The organism is Mesorhizobium sp. ORM8.1 (assembly GCF_053005525.2).
The window spans coordinates 4,518,994-4,536,608 of the sequence record NZ_CM132600.1 but is presented as its reverse complement, the minus strand read 5'-3'; the positions used below and the strand labels follow the sequence as shown (position 1 = coordinate 4,536,608).

The window sequence follows — 17,615 nt, the reverse complement described above, 5'->3', positions numbered from 1 at the left end:
GGAAGCGGGAAAGGACTGGAGGCTGGTTGACGGCCCCCAGTCCAAACCATCGACGCTTTCAGCCTGTCAGATGGTTAGCGGGATTTTGATTTCCACTGTCAGCCCGTCGGTCTGAAAATCGCGCTTGATCGTGCCGCGCAATTCGCGCGTGACGTTGAGGTCGATCAGCTTGGTGCCGAAACCGGTCTTGGTCGGCGGCTCAAGGTTTTTCTGCCCTGCCTCGCGCCAGTTGAGCACTAACATGCGCTCCCGTCCCAGGCTCTCGACCCGCCAGTCGACCTTGAGCGCGCCGACGGCGTTACCGGCTTCGCCGTATTTCAGCGCGTTCGTCGCCAGCTCATGGAAGGTTAGTCCGAGTGCCTGCGTCGTCGTCTCGTCGAGAAGCACTTGCGCCCCGGACAATACCCCATCCGGAAGGTCCTTGCCGAACACCTGCCCGAGCTCGATGCGCAGCAGATCGCCCAGGTCCGCTTTCTGCCAGCGCGAGCGCGTCAGCATGTCCTGCGAGGCAGCCATCGCCTGGAGACGCGCCGAGAACGATGCCGAAAACTCCTTCACATCGGTGGCATGGGAAGCTGTCTGTCGCGCGATCGCCAGCACGCGCGTGATCGAATTCTTGATGCGATGTTTCATCTCCTGCAGGATCAGGTCCTTTTCCAGCAGGCTCTTCTCCGTCGCCTCGTGCAGCGCCGATTTTGCGTCATAGGCACGCTCCTGATAGCGCGCCACCAGGGCGATCGTGCCGGCAAGAAGCAGGCCCAGCAGCCCGAGCATCACAGGGATGATGCGCGAGGACGGTGGCTCGAACGCGCTTGTCGGCCTGAACAATAAGGTCCATGACCTGCCTGCCACGACGATATCGCGGCGCGCCAGAAGCTTTGCCCCGATTCGTTCCGCCGGCGGAGCCTCCGACCGGAACAGCAGCTTACCCGCCTCCGGCTTGCCGTCATAAACCTCGACATTGACCGGCAGCAGCGGTGACCGGCTGAGCGCGACCTGGAACAGGTCGCTGGCGCGGAACGCGGCATAAAGAAAGCCGGCGGTCGAGGAACGGCTTGCGTTGATGACGTCAGGCGCGGTCTCCACGTTCAGCCGCACGAAAACCAGGAATCCCGTGAAAGTCTGCGTCACGCCGACGCCCTGGCCAAGCTGGACCAGGCCGCTCGCATGCTGCTGGTCGTCGGCCATTGCCTGTTCGATCGCCGCCCGCCGGACCGGCTCGCTGAACATGTCAAAGCCGAGGATCGACTGGTTGGACGTATCGAGCGGCTCGAACAGCACGATCGGAGTGCGCCACTGCTCGGTGGTGGCGGGAAAGATCGGGTGGGCGGAGCCATGGTCATGCAGGATGTCGCGTTCGACCGCGGCCTCGTCGCCGGTCTTGGCAAGCCTCAGAAAACCGATGCCACGCAGGCCGGCGAAATTGTCATCGATGTCGAGCGCGGTGAAGAAGGCTTTGAACTCGCCGCTAGTGATATCGCCATTGCGGGCGTCGAACAGTGCCTGCGTCGAACGCAGCAGCGACAGATGCAGGTCGATGCGGCTTTCTATGCGGTTGAGCGCGTCGTCGGCGGTGCCCTCGAACTTGATGCGCGCCGCTTCCTGTGTCGCGAAATAGGCAAACCCCGCCATCGTGAGGCTGATCAGCGCGACCGCGATGAACGCGACGATAGGGAAGAATCTTTTCAACAGCCAAGTCCAGAAAGGTCGGACCTTTATGGGCAAGTCCGGCCAACAACACAATGGCGGGGTCAAACCATCGCGGTGCCTGGCCTATCGGCTCACTTAAAAGTAGCCGGCTAACTTATCGCCAAGGCGGCTGTCTTCAGCTCACCAACGCGGCTGCTTCAGCTCGCTGATGCGGCTGTCTTCAGCTCGCTAATGCGGCGATTTTCAGCGCGCCGGGACCAGGAATGGCTCCAGGCGGAACTTTGCCGAGGATGATCATGCCAAGCACCTCGTCCTGAGTGACGTCGCTGGTGCGCGCGGTGCCGACCACCTGGCCGTTCTTCATCACGCAGACCCGGTCGGCGAGCTCGAACACGTCGTGTATGTCGTGGCTGATCAGGAAGATGCCGATGCCGTCGGCCTTGAGCTGCTTGACCAGTTCGCCGACCTGGGCCGTCTCTTGCGGCCCGAGCGCCGCGGTCGGCTCGTCCATGATCAGGATGCGGGCATTGAACAGGATTGCGCGCGCGATCGCCACGGATTGCCGCTGCCCGCCCGACAGCTTCACGACCGGCTCCTTGAAGCGCTGGAAACGCGGGTTGAGCCGGCCCATGACCTTGCGTGCCTCGGCCTCCATGGCGACGTCGTCCAGCGTGCCCCAGGCCGTCATCAGCTCACGCCCCAGGAAGAGGTTGGCGGCGGCATCGACATTGTCGGCCAGCGCCAGCGTCTGGTAGATCGTCTCGACGCCGTATTTCTTGGCGTCACGCGGATTGGAGATCGAAGCCTCCTGGCCGTTGATGAAGATCTGGCCGGCATCGCGTTTATAGGCGCCTGACAGGATCTTGATCAGCGTCGACTTGCCGGCGCCGTTGTGACCGAGCAGAGCCATCACTTCCCCGGGGAAAAGATCGACGGACGCGTCGTCGACGGCGCGGATGCCGCCGAAGGCGATCGAGACGTTGCGCATGTCGACCAGCGGGACGCCTGCGGGAGCGGTTTTTTCAGCCATAGATCGTTCTCCTCCCTAAAATTTATGCTTGAGCATGATCTTGTCCGAAAACCGGCGTCCACTTTTCGGGATCATGCTCAAACCCGCTTGCGGTACATGGTGTCGAGCCACACCGCGATGACCAGCACGGCGCCGACAACGATGCTCTGCAGCGGCGAGTCGACGCCGAGCAGCACCATGCCGGACTGCAGCGATTGCATCAAAAGCGCGCCGAGCATGGCGCCGATGATCGTCCCCGAGCCGCCGGCGAGCGACGTGCCGCCGATGACGGCCGCGGCGATGACCAGCAGCTCGTCGAGCGTTCCAAGCACGTTGGTGGACGAGTTCTGCCGGGCCGACGAGATCGCCGCCGAAATGGTGGCCAGCACGCCCATGATCATGAACACTTTCATGGTGATCCAGCGCGTGTTGATGCCGGCAAGGTTGGCGGCTTCCGGATTGCCGCCGATGGCAAAGACATAGCGGCCGAAACGGGTCCGGTTGCTGACGAAGGTCATGATCAGCCCGACGGCGATCGCCATCAGCACCGGGATCGCGATGCCATGCGCTATGAACAGGCCACCCTCGGGCACGGTGATGTTGTTGGCGGCGGCGTAACGGTTCACGATGCCGATCGGCCAAGGGTAGGAATTGGCGAGCCACACCGCGCCCATGATAACGGCGCAGGTGACCGCGCCGAGCAGCGTCTCGGCCCAGATCGGACGCAGCGGGAAGCGGAAACGCTTGCGCTGCACGCGGCCGTTGAACAGCGCAAACACCACGGCGAGGCAAGCGACGATACCGACGACCCAGCTCCATGTTGCGCCGATCGATCCGGCCGGCCCGCCGCCCATCAGCTGGAATGTGGCATCAAGCGGCGCCACGGTCTGGCCGCTGGTGACCCACCACGCCGCGCCGCGCCAGATCAGCAGGCCGCCGAGTGTGACGATGAAGGCCGGCACTTCGAGATAGGCGATGATGAAACCCTGGAAGGCTCCGATCAGCAGCCCGAGCGCAAGGCCGATGAGCAGCGCCAGGACCCAGATCCACGGGTTGCCGAGTTCGAGCCCGACAAACCGGACCAGGAAATGCACCTGGGCAAAGCCCATGATCATGCCGATCACGCCTTCGGCGGAGCCGACGGACAGGTCGATGTTGCGCATGACGATGACCAGCACCATGCCCGACGCCATGATGGCGACGGCGGATGTCTGCACCGACAGGTTCCACAGATTGCGTGGCGTGAGAAAAGTACGGCTGTCGAAATCGAGCGGATTGACGCCGAGCCGCAGGCTGGAAATGACATGCAGCCCGATCCAGATGATCAAAAGCGCGCCGATCATGCCGAGCATGCGGGTGTCGATCTCGGTCGCCTTGAGGAACCGGGCAAGCACGCCGAGTTCGGAGGCACGCGCCGTGTCCGCCTGGGGGGTAGACGTCGTGTCTGTCATGATTTCCTCCCGCCGGCTTGCCCGTCTGACGCGGATGCCGAAACCGAGCCTAAAAGCTATCCGCGTGAAGCGGAAACACAAATCTTTGAGAAAACGCCGCGGCTTTCGCACCGCGGCGTCAGGATTTGATCGATTGTCGGCAAACTTACTTGCAGGCAGCGACGCTGCCGGCGGCGACGCCCGCGCAGACTTCGTCCTTCTTGATCCAGCCGGCGTCGATGACGACGTTGAGATTGTCCTTGGTGATGGCGACCGGGGTCAGGAACAGCGACTTGACGGTGTTGCCGCCGGGCGTCGTGAAGTCCTTCACACCGGCGATGTCGGTCATCTTCTTGCCGCCGGCCAGTTGCGAGGCGATCTCGGCGGCGTTCTTGCCGAGTTCGCGCGCGTCCTTCCAGACCGACACGGTTTGGGTGCCGAGCGCGATGCGGTTCAGCGCGGCATGGTCGCCGTCCTGACCCGACACCGGCACGGTGCCGGCGAGACCCTGCGCCGTCAGCGCCGCGACGACGCCGCCGGCGGTGCCGTCATTGGCCGCGACGACCGCGTCGACCTTGTTGTCGTTGGCGGTCAGGAACTGTTCCATGTTCTTCTGGGCGTTGGCGGGCAGCCAGCCATCGGTATAGGCTTCGCCGACATTCTTGATCTTGCCGCTGTCGATGGCCGCTTTCAGCACTTCCATCGAGCCCGAGAACAGGAAGTCGGCGTTCGGATCGGAGCCCGAGCCCTTGATGAAGACGTAGTTGCCTTCCGGCTTCGCCTTGAACACTCCGCGAGCCTGCATGCGGCCCACTTCCTTGTTGTCGAAGGTCAGGTAGAAGACGTCCTTGTTCTCGATCAGGCGGTCATAGCCGACGACCGGAATGCCTTCGTCCAGCGCCTTCTGCACCGCCGGGCCAATCGCCGAGGCATCCTGCGCCAGGATGATAAGCGAGTTGGCGCCCTGCGAGATCAGGCTTTCGACGTCGGTCAGCTGCTTGCCCGGATTGGACTGCGCGTCGGCCGAGATATACTTGTCGCCGGCGGCTTCGATCGCTGCCTTCATCGCGGCTTCGTCGGTCTTCCAGCGCTCTTCCTGGAAGTTCGACCACGAAACGCCGATCACCTTGTCCTTCGCCTCAGCGACCGACGCCAGCGTCAGCGACATGGCGACACCCGCCAGAATGGCGGCTGCGAATTTCTTCATGATATCCTCCCTGCGCCGTGCGGCGCGACCAGACTGGCCCGAAGGCCGGCACAAAGGCTCTTTTTTTCGAGCCTCAAAAAAATACTGATCCAGCGACGAGGTGCTGTCAACAGCGATTCTGATGGGATCTGATGGTGCGTGCTAATTTTTTCGAGGCCCGCAATAAATAATGACACGACCTCGGGCTTCTGCCAGTATCCCGGAGGAATTCCAGGAAAAGTGTGAAACGGTTTTCTTGGAATTGCCTAAAAACAAAAAGATGGAGCGTCAACGACGGCCCGTGGCATGATCACAAGGCCGCGATGACCGGGAGGACTAAGGGAACGATGTCGGTCGGGATCCGCCACGACGATCTGCGCCGGCGCAACCGCGCCATGGTGATCTCAGCCGTGCGCAGGGCCGGCCAGCCGTCGCGAACTGAGATCGCCGCCACCACCGGGCTCAGCCACTCCACAATTTCGGCGATCTCCTCCGACCTGATCGGCGAAGGCATTCTGGCCGAGAGCAAGGCCAGCGAAACCGCCTCGCTGAAACGCGGCCGGCCGCAGATCGGCCTGGCGCTGAGCCCCGAGGCGGCGGCCGTGGTGACGGTGGTGCTGTCGCTGAATTTCCTGTCCGTTGCCGTCATCGACTACGCCGGCCATGTCGTTGCCGAGGAACAGCGGCGGGTCGAGACGTTGACCATGCCGCGCGACGAATTGGTCGGCGAATGCGTGGCAATCGTGCGGCGCCGGCTGGAGGATCCCGACCTTGATGTCGGCAGCGTCGCCCGCATCGCCATGGGCATTCAGGGCATCACCGATTCCCATGCCCGCGCCATGCTGTGGTCGCCGATCACGCCGCTGACCGACATTGCCTTTGCCGACATTCTGGAGAAGGAATTCGGCATTCCCGCCACCATGGAAAACGACTGCAACATGATGGCTGTCGCGCTGCAATGGCGCGACCCGGTCCGCTACCGCGACAATTTCATCGCCATCCTTTTATCGCACGGCATCGGCATGGGGCTGGTGCTGAAGGGCGAATTGTTCACCGGCACGCATTCCTCCGGCGGCGAGTTCGGCCACATGATCCATCGTCCCGGCGGCGCGCTCTGCCGCTGCGGCCGACGCGGCTGCGTTGAGGCCTATGCCGGCAACTATGCCATCTGGCGCGCTGCCATGGGATTGAGCGAAGACGCCGAGCCGACCGATGTCGGCGACCCCGAAATGCGGGCGCTCGCGGCAAAGGCCCGGCTCGAGGACGGTCCGGAACGTGAAGCCTACCGGCGCGCCGGCGAGGCGCTGGGCTTCGGCCTCGGCAGCCTGTTCGCGCTGATCGATCCCGCGCCTGTCGCCATGGTCGGCGTCAGTGCCGCCGCTTTCGACCTGATCGAGCCGGCGCTGCGTGAAACAATCGCGCAGACCGCCGGCGGCCAGCACTCCAATTCGATTTCCTTCGACACCGAGCCCAACGAATTGCCGTTGATCCGCGAAGGCTGCGCCATGCGCGCGCTGACCTTCGTCGACCAGGAAATCTTCGCGCCGGGCGTTCAGGCGCGAACAGGTCTTGCCTCGAAGAAGAACGTAGCCTGAATCAGGTCGTACTCAGTCCTCGCGGATCGCGTATCCGGCGCCCCGAATGGTCCTGATGACGTCCGGCATGCGGCCATTGTTGACCGCCTTGCGCAGGCGGCCGACATGCACGTCGACCGTGCGCTCGTCGATATAGATCGTCTCACCCCAGACATTGTCGAGCAGCTGGCTGCGCGAGAACACGCGGCCGGGGTGACGCATCATGAATTCGAGCAGCCGGAATTCGGTCGGCCCGAGCCGGATCTCGCTCTTCTTGCGATAGACCCGGTGCGATTCACGATCGAGCACGATGTCGCCGACCTTGAGCACGCTGGACAGCACTTCCGGCTTGGCGCGCCGCAGCAACGCCTTGACACGGGCCATGAATTCCGGCGTCGAGAACGGCTTGACCAGATAATCGTCGGCGCCGGTGGAGAGGCCCCGCACCCGGTCGCTTTCCTCGCCGCGCGCGGTCAGCATGATGATCGGCAGCCGCTCGGTCTCCGGCCGCATCCGGAGCCGGCGGCAAAGCTCGATGCCGGAAACCGCCGGCACCATCCAGTCGAGGACGAGCAGGTCCGGCACATTCTCTTGCAGGCGGATCTCGGCCTCGTCGCCGCGGCTCACCACCTCGACCTGATAACCTTCGGATTCGAGGTTGTAGCGGAGCAGCACCCCCAGCGGCTCCTCATCCTCCACCACCATGATGCGTGGCGCGATCATTGGGTAACCTTTTCGTCAGGCCGCCGACACCGGCATTGCCGTCTCGTCCTGCTTCGGACGGTTGGCGGGCAATTGCGTGCCGGTCAGGACATAATAAGCGTTTTCGGCGATGTTGGTCACGTGGTCGCCGATACGCTCCAGGTTCTTGGCGCAGAACAAGAGATGCGTGCAAGCGGTGATGTTGCGCGGATCTTCCATCATATAGGTCAGGAGCTCGCGGAACACGGAGGTGTATTTGACGTCGATGCGCTCGTCGTCGTTGCGGAGCTTGGCGAGCGCTGTGGCATCGCCAGCCGTGTATTCCTGGATGACGGCCTGGACCTGGATCAGCACCATCTGCGCCATGCTGTCGATCGAATGCGAGAGATCGCGCGGCGCGGCGCTGACGCCGACCGAGCCGACGCGCTTGGCGATGTTCTTGGCAAGATCGCCGATGCGCTCGAGATCGCCGGCCATGCGGATGGCGCCGACAACGCTGCGCAGGTCGTCGGCCATCGGCTGGCGCTTGGCAATCAGCGTGATCGCGCGGTCGTCCAGTTCGCGCTGCCGCGCGTCCATGATCGCATCGTCGGAAACGACGCGCTGCGCCATCGCGTTATCGGATTCAAGCAGGGCCCTGGTCGAAGCACCGACCATGGTGCCGGCAAGATCGCCCATATCGATGATCAGCCGGCTGATCTGCCTCAGATCCTCGTCAAAGGAAGCGACGGTATGTTCGGCCATGATAATGTCCTCGTATGAACTCAGCCGAAGCGGCCGGTGATGTAGTCCTGCGTGCGCTTCTCACGCGGCGAGGTGAAGATCTTCTCCGTGCGGTCGAACTCGATCAGCTCGCCCAGATACATGAACGCCGTCTGCCGCGACACGCGCGCCGCCTGCTGCATGTTGTGGGTGACGATGACGATGGTGTACTCGGCCTGCAACTCGTCGATCAGTTCCTCGATCTTGGCGGTCGACAGCGGGTCGAGCGCCGAGGCCGGCTCGTCGAGCAGAATGACCTCGGGCTTCACCGCCACCGTGCGGGCGATGCACAGGCGCTGCTGCTGGCCGCCGGAGAGGCTGAGGCCGCTGGCGTTGAGCTTGTCCTTGACCTCATTCCACAGCGCGGCGCGCTTCAGCGCCAGCTCGACGCGGTTGTCCATCTCGGCCTTGCTGATCTTCTCGTACAGCCTGACGCCAAAGGCGATGTTCTCGTAGATCGACATCGGGAACGGCGTCGGCTTCTGGAACACCATGCCGATCTTGGTCCGAAGCAGGTTCAAGTCCTGCGAGCGGTCGAGGATGTTCTTGCCGTCGAGCAGCACCTGCCCTTCCGCGCTTTGCTTCGGGTAGAGCTCGTAGATGCGGTTCAAGACGCGCAGCAGCGTCGACTTCCCACAACCCGACGGGCCGATGAAGGCGGTCACGCTGCGCTCGGGCAGGGACAGGTTGATGTTCTTCAACGCCTTCGACTGGCCATAGTAGAAGTTGAGGTCCTTGACCTCGATCTTGGCCTTCTCGACGGTCGTGTCGACTGCGTTCAGATCGGTGGACAACATCGGTTTCATCTGTCCTCTCTGCGTCCGGTCAGGCTGCGGGCAACAATGCTCAGCGCGAGAACCGTCAGGGTGATTATGAGTGCGCCCGTCCAGGCCAGTTGCTGCCATTCCTCATAGGGGCTCAGCGCGAACTGGAAGATGGTCACCGGCAGGCTGGCCATCGGGGCATTGAGATTGCTCGACCAGAACTGGTTGTTGAGCGCGGTGAAGAGCAGCGGCGCGGTCTCGCCGGAGATGCGCGCGATCGCCAGCAGGATGCCGGTGACGATACCCGACATTGCCGCGCGATAGGCGACCGAGCGGATGACCACCCAGCGCGGCGCGCCGATGGCGGTGCCCGCCTCGCGCAGCGCGTTGGGCACCAGGTTCAGCATGTCCTCGGTGGTGCGCACCACGACAGGGATCACCAGGATCGACAGCGCGACGGCGCCGGCAATCGCCGAGAAGTGGCCCATCGGCCGCACCATCAGCTCGTAGACGAACAGGCCGACGATGATCGAGGGCGCGGACAAAAGGATGTCGTTGATGAAGCGCACCACGGTCGTCAGCTTCGAGAAGCGTCCGTACTCGGCCATGTAGGTGCCGGCCAGAACGCCGATCGGCGTGCCGACGAGAATGCCGATGATGGTCATGACGATGCTGCCATAGATGGCATTGAGCAGGCCGCCGGCATCGCCGGGCGGCGGCGTCATCTCGGTGAACACCGCCAGCGAAAGGCCCGACAGGCCCTTGTAGAGCAGCGCGCCCAGGATCAGCGCCAGCCAGGCGAGACCGATGCCGGCGGCGACGACGCACAGCGTCATCATCACACCATTCTTGCGCTTGCGGCTCTGGTGAAGCGATGCGGCTGTCGACATCGGTCAGGCTCCGGTGCGGGCGTCGATGCGCATCAGCATGTAGCGGGCGATGGCAAGGATGATGAAGGTGATGACGAACAGGATCAGGCCCAGCGCCACCAGCGAGGAGGTGTAGAGGTCTCCGACCGCTTCGGTGAACTCGTTGGCAATGGTCGCCGAGATGGTCGTTGCCGGCGCAAACAGCGAGCTCGAGATGCGGTGCGCATTGCCGATGACGAAGGTGACCGCCATGGTCTCGCCGAGCGCGCGGCCGAGAGCCAGCATGACGCCGCCCATGATGCCGACGCGGGTGTAAGGGATGACGACGCGGCGCGTCACTTCCCAAGTCGTGCAGCCGATACCGTAGGCCGATTCCTTCAGAACCGAAGGCACCGTGTCGAACACGTCCTTGGTGATCGAGGTGATGAAAGGCAGGATCATGATGGCGAGGATCATCGCCGAGGTGAGCAGGCCGATGCCGTACGGCGGCCCGGCAAACAGGTTGTTGAGGCCGGGAACGCCATGGAACAGCCAGATGATGAAAGGCTGCACGGTCGTCTGCAGGAAGGGCGCGAAAACGAACAGGCCCCAGATGCCGTAGATGATCGAGGGAATGCCGGCCAGCAGCTCGACCGCCATGCCGATCGGGCGCCTGAGCGGCCGCGGGCAGAGTTCAGTCAGGAATATCGCAATGCCGATGCCGATCGGCACGGCAATGATGATGGCGATGGCTGAAGTGATGACAGTGCCGTAGATCGGCGCTAGCGCGCCGAATTTCTCAGTGACCGGGTTCCAGGATTCAGTGGTCAGGAAGGAAACGCCGAGCGTCGACAGAGCCGGCCAGGAGCCCGCGATGAGCGAGAATGCGACGCCGCCAAGCAGCACCAAGACCAGTATCGCGGCGGCCTTGGTCAGCGCGCGGAAAATCGCGTCGGTGAGGGCGAAGCGCCTGACCGTGGCATCGCGCGAACTGCGGCCGGCCGTCATGGCTTCCTGGACAGCACTCATGTCAAGTCTGCTCTTTGGCTCGAGGAGAAAAGGAGCGCCGCGAGTGCGGCGCTCCTTCGATGGTTTTACTCGCCGGCGTAGACAGGCTTGCCGCCGGCCTGGATGTCGGCCTTCCACGAGGTCTTGATCAGGTCGACAACGCTGTCGGGGATCGACACATAGTCAAGTGCCTTGGCGGTTTCCTTGCCGTCCTTGTAGGCCCAGGCGAAGAACTTGAGCGCCTCGCCGGTGGCGGCGGCGTCATCCGGGGTCTTATGGATCAGCACCCAGGTCGAGGCGGCGATCGGCCAGGTGGTGTCGCCGGGCTCGTTGGTGATGATGACGTTGAAGTTCTTGGCATTCTTGAAGTCGGCATTCGAAGCAGCCGCGCCAAACGATTCGAGCGACGGCTCGACCACCTTGCCGGCGGCATTCAACATCTTGGTGTAGGAGAGCTTGTTCTGCTTGGCATAGGCGTATTCGACGTAGCCGATGCCGCCGTCGGTCTGCTTGACGGTGTTGGCGACGCCTTCGCTGCCCTTGGCGCCGACGCCCGTCGGCCATTCGACGGCCGTGTCGGAGCCGACCTTGTCCTTCCAGTCAGGCGAGAGCTTCACCAGATAATTGGTGAAGTTGAAGGTGGTGCCCGAGCCGTCCGAGCGGTGGACGACGGCAATCGCGGTCGACGGCAGGGTGAGGGTCGGGTTCAGCGCCTTGATGGCGGCGTCGTCCCAGGTGGTGATGGCGCCGAGATAGATCTGCGCGATCGTCTTGCCATCGAGCACGAGTTCGCCCGGCTTCACGCCCTGGAGGTTGACGATCGGCACGATGCCGCCCATCACCATCGGGAACTGCACGAGGCCGTTCTTTTCGAGGTCGGCGTCGGACATCGGCTTGTCGGTGGCGCCGAAGGTCACGGTCTTGGCGATGACCTGCTTGATGCCGCCGCCGGAACCGATCGACTGGTAGTTGAGCCCGGTGCCGGTGTCCTTCTTGTAGGTGTCGGCCCATTTGGCGAACACCGGATAGATGAAGGTCGAGCCGGCGCCGGAAAGGTCGGCGGCCATAGCCGCGGTGAGCGTAACGGTTGATGCCGCAGCCATTGCAATCGCAACGGCCGCCGAGCGGATGAAGTGTCTCATTTGGCCTGCTCCTGTTCGGAAGATGGTCTCTCGGCACCATTTCTGACGGCGCCCGGGAGGGGCATAACCTTCGATTATAACAGTCGCATGACAGTTTCATGTCAGCCCGGTAACGGCTGGACAGGCCTGTCCGAACAAGCCTTTCGCGACCCTTGGCGGGCGGCGGGAGTTTGTCGCCGGAATCAGCGACTTGTCAGGCTTTTGAAACAAAATTTATCCCGACGGCCTGGTTGCGGCCGCCGGGAAATAAAATCCGGACGAGAGTGCGTTGCCTGAATGCCAGAGCGGATCATGGCATGGCCATCGCCGAAAACAGGTCCGTTGGGGTAGATTTGACGCTGTTTCTTGTTTGGCGGTCGCTGCCCCCGCCCGTAACCGAAGGGCGGAATCAATTGCGACCATTGTCCGGACTTGGCGCATGTTTTGATATGGTGCGATCGCACCATACGTCTACATCAACGTCGAGGACGTCACCGGCCTGTCGAGGCCGATTACAGTCAGCCGGCGTTGCGGCGGATTTCGGCATCCGTGCCCAGCCAGCGCTCGAGCTTTTCGAGCAGGGCCCGCGGGCTGATCGGCTTCGGCAGGTAGTCGTCCATGCCGGCTTCGATACAGCGTTCGCGGTCGCCTTTCAGCGCATGCGCGGTGACGCCGACGATCGGCACATGCGTGCCCATCTCCTCTTCGAGCCGGCGAATGGCGCCCGTCGCCTCCAACCCATTCATTTCCGGCATCGACACATCCATCAGGATCATACGCGGATTGAGCTTGCCGAAGGCATCGAGCGCCTTGCGGCCATTGCCGACGATTTCGAAGCGGTACCCGGTCTCGCCGAGGATCTGCGTGAACACCAGCTGGTTCACCTCATTGTCCTCGGCCACCAGGATGTCGAGCCCGCGCTCGTCACCGGCCGGCCTTGCGCGCGCCCGCGCCGGCGGCGGTTGCAGCATGGCGCGCTCCGAGACTGAGGACCGGGCCGGCGGCGTCGCCGCGCCGGCATCGGCGCTGACGGTCACTGGCGGCTGAACCGCCGCGCTGTGACGGTGGCGCTGGATGGTGGCGACCAGCGTCTCGAGCAGGATGGAGGAGCGCGCCGGCTTGATCAGCTGCGCGTCGATGCCGAGGTCGCGATAGCCGGTGTTGGCGAGCGACTGGTCGACCGAGGTCAGCATGATGATCGGGGTATGCGCCAGCCCCGCAGTATTGCGCACGATGCGCGCCATCTCGGCCCCGGTCATGCCGGGCATCTGATAGTCGAGCACCACGCAATCGACCGGCACGCCATAGGCGGCGGCGGCAATCAGCACCTTCAACCCTTCGGCGCCGCTTTCGGCCGCGCAGGAATCGAACGTCCACGACGCCATCTGCTCGCTCAGGATCGAGCGGTTGACCGCATTGTCGTCGACGATCAGCACGCGCGCGCCGGTGACGTCGACCGGCATGATGCGCTGTCCGCCCTGTTCGGCCTTGGGCAGCGTCACGCTGAACCAGAAGGTCGAGCCTTTGCCCTCGGCGCTGTCGACACCGATCTCGCCTTTCATCAGCTCGACCAGCCGCGAGGTGATGGCGAGGCCAAGCCCGGTGCCTTCGTGGCGTCTTGTCGAAGAGGTATCGACCTGGCTGAACTTCTCGAACACCAGCTTCAGCTTCTCTTCCGGAATGCCGATGCCGGTGTCGGTCACCGAAATGGTGAGCCTGGTGCCCGCGGGGACCCGCTCGCCGGTGATGTCGACCAGGACATGGCCCTCATCGGTGAATTTCACCGCATTGCCGAGCAAATTGGTGACGATCTGCCTTATGCGGCCGACGTCGCCGACGAACTGGCCGTCGAGCCCCGGCTGCACGCGCACGATGAGCTCGAGATCCTTTTCCTTGGCGCGTGTCGACACCAGGGTCGCCACATCCTCGATCGCCTCGGCGAGGTTGAAGGGCGCCGGGTCGAGCACGAGCTGACCGGCGTCGATCTTGGAGAAGTCGAGGATGTCGTTGATGATGGTGAGCAGCGCGTTGCCCGACTTCACGATGATGTCGGTGAATGTCTTCTGCTTCGGGTCGAGCTCGGATTTTGCGAGCAGTTCGGCCATCCCAAGAACCCCGTTCATCGGCGTGCGGATCTCGTGGCTCATATTGGCCAGGAATTCCGACTTGGCCCGGTCGGCGAGAACGGCGCGCTGACGCGCTTCGGAAAGCTCGGCCTCGCGCTGCTTGAGCTCGGTGATGTCGGTGGTCGAGCCAATCAGGTAGAGCGAGCCGTCGGAGGCGATCATCGCGCCTTTGCGCGCGAACTGGTGTCGCACGCTGCCGTCGGGCATCGTCACGGTCTCCTCGATCTCCTGCGTCTCGCCCGTGCGCAGCACCGCAAGGTCACCGGCGACAAAGGCTTCGCCGTCGGCGCCGAAGATCTCGACATCGGTCTTGCCGATCGCCTCTTCCCTGCTGAAGCCGGTGAGGTCGCACCAGCCCTTGTTGACGTAGAATTGCCTGAGATCCGAGCGCTTGGCGTAGATCGACACCGGCACGTTGTCGATGAGGCTGCGGAACACCTCGTTCTCGCTCATGCTTACCTTGAGCGCCTGTTCGCGCGCCTTGACCTCGGTGATGTCGGTGCTGGAGCCGACCAGATGCACCGAGCCGTCGATGGCCACCAGCCGGCTCTTGCGCGTCATCAATTGCCGCACCGTGCCGTCGCGGTTGGTGACGGCTTCCTCGACCTCGCGCCCGGCGCCGGTCGCCACCACCTCGGTGTCGTCGCTGCTGAAGCCGTCGGCCTCGTCGGTGGCGAAAAGCTCGCGATCCGTCTTGCCGATGACGTCTTCCTTGGCAAGGCCGGTCAGCGCGGACCAGGCCTTGTTGACGAATTCGATGCTGAGATCGTCGGCCTTGATGAAAGCAGCCACCGGCAATTCATCCATGACGTGCCGGAACAGGTCGATCTGGCGCATCGAGTCGCGCAACGCCTTCTCGCGCGCCTTGATGCCGGTGATGTCGACGCGCACGCCGATGAACGTGCCGTCGTCGGTGCGCATGTCATAGACCTGATGCCAGCTGCCGTCCGGGTTGACCCGTTCGAAGGTGGCGTTGGGCAGGCAGCTGCGTTTGAGGATGCCATCGGCCCAGCGCGCCGGATCGACAGCATAGAGCTCGTCGAGATCCGGATTGCCGCTCTGGCGGAAATAGCCCGCCGAATTGCCGAATTCGAGCGCTTCGCGAAACGTCCGGCCGGGCTGCCAGACCGCTGCCATGTCCGGCAGCGTGTTCTTCATGTTGCGGTTGGCGTAAACGAACCGGTCGTCGCGGTCGTAAATGATGACGCCCGCCGGCAGCGACTCCAACACGGTGGCGAGGTTCTTGCGCGCATCCTCGGCCTCCATCTCGCGCTGCTTCATGTCGGTAATATCGACATAGGAGACCAACCGCTTACCGCCTGGAAGCGACGCCAGCGAGGCGATAAGCGTGCGGCCGTCACTGCGCGGCAATTGCCTGGAACTGGCCATTCCAACGATGATTTCAGCTTCGCGTTGGGCGATGTGACGTTGCCAGGCCGCCTCGTCGGCGCCGAACGGATCGCTGTCGCGACTGGCCTCCATGAGGTCGCGAAAGCTGCTCCCAGCCGGAGCGCGACCCGGATTGATATTCCAGAACTCGTAGAAGGCGCGATTGATGATCTCAGCACGCAGATTGTCATCGAGAACGATGACGCCGATCGGCATCGAATCGACCATCATGCGAAGATTGCCGAGCGCCTCGGAAGTCCCGTCCGTATCCGCCATCCCTACCCCCAACGCCGACCGCGCGCGGTTCGTCGAGGGAATGTGCCCGACAAGCATTAATGATCCGCTAACCTTAACGATTTGCAACCAGGCGCGGCGGGCGCCGTTGAGTGCAATTCCGGCCCCGGCGCCGGCTGCGGTAATCCGTCCGTTGGCGATCGCGACATCAGGTATTATAAGACCTATCGGGGGTTGCTAATGTTTAGTCGAATCGCGGCTTTTGTCCTGTGTCCGGCGCTGCTTGCAGCGGCAGGCTGCGTGCGCAGCGACGACGGCACGGTGATCGTGCCCAGCCGTATGGACGTCCGGCGGGTGTGGGACAAAACCCCACCGGGCACGGCGTCATCTCGTCAACTGGAATCGGAAGTCTTTCCGCCGCCGCCGCATATGCCGCCTGCGCCGGCGGCCCACAGGCGGTCGGCAACGCCGTCGATGGCCCCGCAACTGTCCGGGGATCCGTCCGAACCGGAAAAGGCGCTTGCCTGCCGCAATGCCGGCGAACAGGGGCGGCGTTTCCGCGTCGTGTGCGACTAAGAAATTCCAGGTCGGATCTGACGCTGTTTTTCGCCAGGAATTGGGTATCAATCGCCCGGGAAGAAAGCGGGACCGACGACACGCATGGTCCGTGCGGCGGCCGGACCGGCTGACGCCTGCCCCCCGGAGGCAGCGGTGACCGTATGCATCCCGGCGGTTTCGGCGCCGGGAATGTAGGAGACTATGCCAAGGTCGGGCCTTGCCGCCGGCAAGGGGATGACGGCGTTTTCCATGTTGGCCGGCGTCACCGTGCGGGCTCTCAGCTCCGCCACGCGCTGGGAGTAGCGCTTGAGATCACAGGCTTTGAATTCGGCGTCGTCGCGATAGCGAAAGGCCGTTGGGAGGTCGGCGTAAGGCTTGCGCGTCTCGACCGCGACCATCTGGTCGGTCTCCAGGCTCGGATCGCTCAGCGTGTAGAGATCGACGCCCGGATCGTCACAGATGTAACGGCAACGATCGACAGTATCCTTGGGATCGCCGCCCTGCGCGAACTGCGAGTTCGGCGCGGGAAAGAAATAGCCATCCGAAAGGCGCACGCAAAACAGCATCGCATTGCTGTCCAGCATCGGCCGCTTTGCCGCCGGCTGCTGCCTGGGCGCCGACTGACAGCCGAGGGAGACATACCGCGCCTGGAGATCGCCACTCGAATTGCCTGAGCCGGCGATCCGGCGCTCAACCTCTGTCCGGTTTCTGGCCAGATCGGCGCAGGCGTTGAAGAAGCCGCCGACAGCGCTGGCGGCGGTGCAGTGACGCTGCCTTTCGATGCCCCGGATCGCGGCAAGCTGGCGCCGCAGCTGTGCAAGCTCGGGGCTCGCCCCGCCACGACCTGCCGACAGCATCTGGCTTCTCAGCGCCGTGCAGGGATCGGCATAGGAACTCTTTGCCAGGGCCGGCATCGCCGCAACCGCCAGGAGCAGAACCATGAGAAGCCGCGAACTTGTCACGAGCGCCACCTCCTTGTCATAGCCTCGTCGGACTCAGCCGCCGGCTAATTGATTTTGTTCTAATGAACAAAAAGATTAGCCGAAAAATTCCCTGTATATCTGGGGTGCTACACCTAATCCGATAAAGCGAATATTACCCTTTCATTTCAAGATTGAGACAGTAGGTGAAAAACCACTTTCGTGATTGCGTGGCCCCGAAGCGCAGGCTCGATCACGAATTGCTGATGAAACCTTTGGTCGCATCGAGCGTTGTTAGCGCTGGTGTAATCAGCACAGCGCAGAGAGACTGAAG

General features: G+C 63.2%; 14 protein-coding genes. 2 read left to right on the top strand and 12 right to left on the bottom strand.

The features are described from left to right. Positions 1–66: 66 nt before the first annotated feature. The 4 genes from ACVDG8_RS22810 to xylF form a co-directional block, all read right to left on the bottom strand. Complete coding sequence (locus tag ACVDG8_RS22810; RefSeq protein WP_447256726.1) at positions 67–1,689, bottom strand: CHASE domain-containing protein; 1,623 nt, start codon at positions 1,687–1,689, stop codon at positions 67–69. A gap of 181 nt (positions 1,690–1,870) precedes the next feature. Beyond that, entirely contained in the window at positions 1,871–2,680 is an 810-nt protein-coding gene (locus ACVDG8_RS22805; protein ID WP_447256725.1) for an ATP-binding cassette domain-containing protein, read from the bottom strand. Between the two features lie 77 nt (positions 2,681–2,757). Then, positions 2,758–4,110, bottom strand: a complete 1,353-nt coding sequence (locus tag ACVDG8_RS22800; protein ID WP_447256724.1) for a sugar ABC transporter permease — start codon at positions 4,108–4,110, stop codon at positions 2,758–2,760. 145 nt (positions 4,111–4,255) lie between these two features. Beyond that, positions 4,256–5,296 carry a D-xylose ABC transporter substrate-binding protein gene (gene xylF / locus ACVDG8_RS22795; protein WP_447256723.1) on the bottom strand — a complete coding sequence of 347 codons (1,041 nt, stop codon included), beginning with the start codon at positions 5,294–5,296 and terminating at the stop codon, positions 4,256–4,258. Positions 5,297–5,622: 326 nt separating this feature from the next. On the opposite strand from xylF, the gene ACVDG8_RS22790 reads away from it, so the two are divergent. After that, complete coding sequence (locus ACVDG8_RS22790) at positions 5,623–6,870, top strand: ROK family protein (RefSeq protein WP_447256722.1); 1,248 nt, start codon at positions 5,623–5,625, stop codon at positions 6,868–6,870. Between the two features lie 12 nt (positions 6,871–6,882). On the opposite strand, the gene phoB is transcribed toward ACVDG8_RS22790, so the two are convergent. From phoB to ACVDG8_RS22755, 7 genes are all read right to left on the bottom strand, one after another. After that, the gene (gene phoB, locus ACVDG8_RS22785; RefSeq protein WP_447256721.1) at positions 6,883–7,572 is read right to left on the bottom strand and encodes a phosphate regulon transcriptional regulator PhoB; all 690 of its coding nucleotides are present in this window, start codon (positions 7,570–7,572) and stop codon (positions 6,883–6,885) included. A 15-nt stretch (positions 7,573–7,587) separates the two neighbouring features. Continuing rightward, positions 7,588–8,295, bottom strand: a complete 708-nt coding sequence (phoU, locus tag ACVDG8_RS22780; RefSeq protein ID WP_447256720.1) for a phosphate signaling complex protein PhoU — start codon at positions 8,293–8,295, stop codon at positions 7,588–7,590. 20 nt (positions 8,296–8,315) lie between these two features. Then, positions 8,316–9,119, bottom strand: a complete 804-nt coding sequence (pstB, locus tag ACVDG8_RS22775; RefSeq protein WP_371013805.1) for a phosphate ABC transporter ATP-binding protein PstB — start codon at positions 9,117–9,119, stop codon at positions 8,316–8,318. Next, the gene (gene pstA / locus ACVDG8_RS22770; protein WP_447256719.1) at positions 9,116–9,967 is read right to left on the bottom strand and encodes a phosphate ABC transporter permease PstA; all 852 of its coding nucleotides are present in this window, start codon (positions 9,965–9,967) and stop codon (positions 9,116–9,118) included. The genes pstB and pstA overlap by 4 nt, the downstream gene beginning before the upstream one ends. Before the next feature lie 3 nt (positions 9,968–9,970). Further along, on the bottom strand, positions 9,971–10,954 hold the full coding sequence (gene pstC / locus ACVDG8_RS22765; protein ID WP_447256718.1) for a phosphate ABC transporter permease subunit PstC: 984 nt from the start codon (positions 10,952–10,954) through the stop codon (positions 9,971–9,973). Positions 10,955–11,019: 65 nt separating this feature from the next. After that, a complete protein-coding gene (pstS, locus tag ACVDG8_RS22760; RefSeq protein ID WP_447256717.1) occupies positions 11,020–12,075 on the bottom strand; it encodes a phosphate ABC transporter substrate-binding protein PstS in 1,056 nt (351 codons plus the stop codon). A 497-nt stretch (positions 12,076–12,572) separates the two neighbouring features. After that, positions 12,573–15,857, bottom strand: a complete 3,285-nt coding sequence (locus tag ACVDG8_RS22755) for a response regulator (RefSeq protein WP_447257417.1) — start codon at positions 15,855–15,857, stop codon at positions 12,573–12,575. A 246-nt stretch (positions 15,858–16,103) separates the two neighbouring features. On the opposite strand from ACVDG8_RS22755, the gene ACVDG8_RS22750 reads away from it, so the two are divergent. Continuing rightward, positions 16,104–16,379: a hypothetical protein gene (locus ACVDG8_RS22750; RefSeq protein ID WP_455707226.1), complete on the top strand. Its 276-nt coding sequence runs from the start codon at positions 16,104–16,106 to the stop codon at positions 16,377–16,379. 47 nt (positions 16,380–16,426) lie between these two features. On the opposite strand, the gene ACVDG8_RS22745 is transcribed toward ACVDG8_RS22750, so the two are convergent. Further along, a complete protein-coding gene (locus ACVDG8_RS22745; protein WP_447256715.1) occupies positions 16,427–17,323 on the bottom strand; it encodes a DUF2865 domain-containing protein in 897 nt (298 codons plus the stop codon). Positions 17,324–17,615 lie beyond the last annotated feature (292 nt).

What these genes read in the sequence shown, in the direction of transcription:
- phoU (WP_447256720.1), bottom strand. Translation starts at nt 8,295, where the DNA reads ATGGCCGAACATACCGTCGCTTCCTTTGACGAGGATCTGAGGCAGATC.
- pstC (WP_447256718.1), bottom strand. Translation starts at nt 10,954, where the DNA reads ATGAGTGCTGTCCAGGAAGCCATGACGGCCGGCCGCAGTTCGCGCGAT.
- ACVDG8_RS22800 (WP_447256724.1), bottom strand. Translation starts at nt 4,110, where the DNA reads ATGACAGACACGACGTCTACCCCCCAGGCGGACACGGCGCGTGCCTCC.
- ACVDG8_RS22805 (WP_447256725.1), bottom strand. Translation starts at nt 2,680, where the DNA reads ATGGCTGAAAAAACCGCTCCCGCAGGCGTCCCGCTGGTCGACATGCGC.
- pstA (WP_447256719.1), bottom strand. Translation starts at nt 9,967, where the DNA reads ATGTCGACAGCCGCATCGCTTCACCAGAGCCGCAAGCGCAAGAATGGT.
- pstB (WP_371013805.1), bottom strand. Translation starts at nt 9,119, where the DNA reads ATGAAACCGATGTTGTCCACCGATCTGAACGCAGTCGACACGACCGTC.
- ACVDG8_RS22790 (WP_447256722.1), top strand. Translation starts at nt 5,623, where the DNA reads ATGTCGGTCGGGATCCGCCACGACGATCTGCGCCGGCGCAACCGCGCC.
- pstS (WP_447256717.1), bottom strand. Translation starts at nt 12,075, where the DNA reads ATGAGACACTTCATCCGCTCGGCGGCCGTTGCGATTGCAATGGCTGCG.
- xylF (WP_447256723.1), bottom strand. Translation starts at nt 5,296, where the DNA reads ATGAAGAAATTCGCAGCCGCCATTCTGGCGGGTGTCGCCATGTCGCTG.
- phoB (WP_447256721.1), bottom strand. Translation starts at nt 7,572, where the DNA reads ATGATCGCGCCACGCATCATGGTGGTGGAGGATGAGGAGCCGCTGGGG.